2 protein-coding genes are annotated in these 648 nt (G+C 56.8%); both read right to left on the bottom strand.

Annotated elements, in window-relative coordinates:
• Positions 1-295: hypothetical protein (locus JJL52_RS21150; protein ID WP_202054503.1), on the bottom strand; the 295-nt coding region annotated here is incomplete at its 3' end.
• Between the two features lie 109 nt (positions 296-404).
• A partial coding sequence (locus tag JJL52_RS21145; protein ID WP_202054502.1) for a phosphopantetheine-binding protein occupies positions 405-648 on the bottom strand: 244 nt, incomplete at its 5' end.

Genomic DNA, 648 nt, shown 5'->3' with positions numbered 1-648 from the left:
CATCGCCAACCAGCCGCACCCCGCCGGCGATGTGGTAGGCCGTGCTCGTCGGGTCTAATTGGGTCAATATCCATAAGCCTTGCTGCGCCACCGATAGCGGTATATCGCTGTCGCCGCACAGGCGCTCGGGAATCGGCAATTTGGCGAAATCCCTGCCCTGCTCGGCCAGTTTCTGCAGAAACAGTTTTTGCTTTGCCAACGGCAAGCCGACAAAACGGCGTACCAAATCTTCGCCGGTTACGGCCGGTTTGGATTGCGCTTGATGTTCGGTGGCGTTGTCGATATTTAACTTCATAGTCTCGTATTTCTTGATTTCGCAGTTGTGTCGCGGTTGTTCGAAAACCGACGGCTCGGGTTACGCTTCGCTACCCCGGCCTACCTCCAAAGCGGATGAAAAACCCACTTTACGACATCTCCAATTCATCCAGCCAATCTCCCATTTCCGTCAGCACGGCATCGTCGATTTCGGCGTCGCCGGCCTGGCTTGCCAATGCCGCCAATTCGGCGAGGCTCTTGGTTTCGAACACGCCGGCCAAACTCAGGTCGGTTTTCATTAACTCCCTAATGCGTGCCACCATGCGGGTCGCCAGCAACGAATGGCCGCCGAGCTCGAAGAAGTTATCGTCCAAGCCGACCTGCTCGACCCCG

Origin of the sequence: Candidatus Methylomicrobium oryzae (assembly GCF_016745425.1) — a bacterium.
GTDB lineage: Bacteria > Pseudomonadota > Gammaproteobacteria > Methylococcales > Methylomonadaceae > Methylomicrobium > Methylomicrobium oryzae.
The sequence above is the reverse complement of the archived record's forward strand: the minus strand, read 5'-3'. Positions and strand labels throughout refer to the sequence as shown.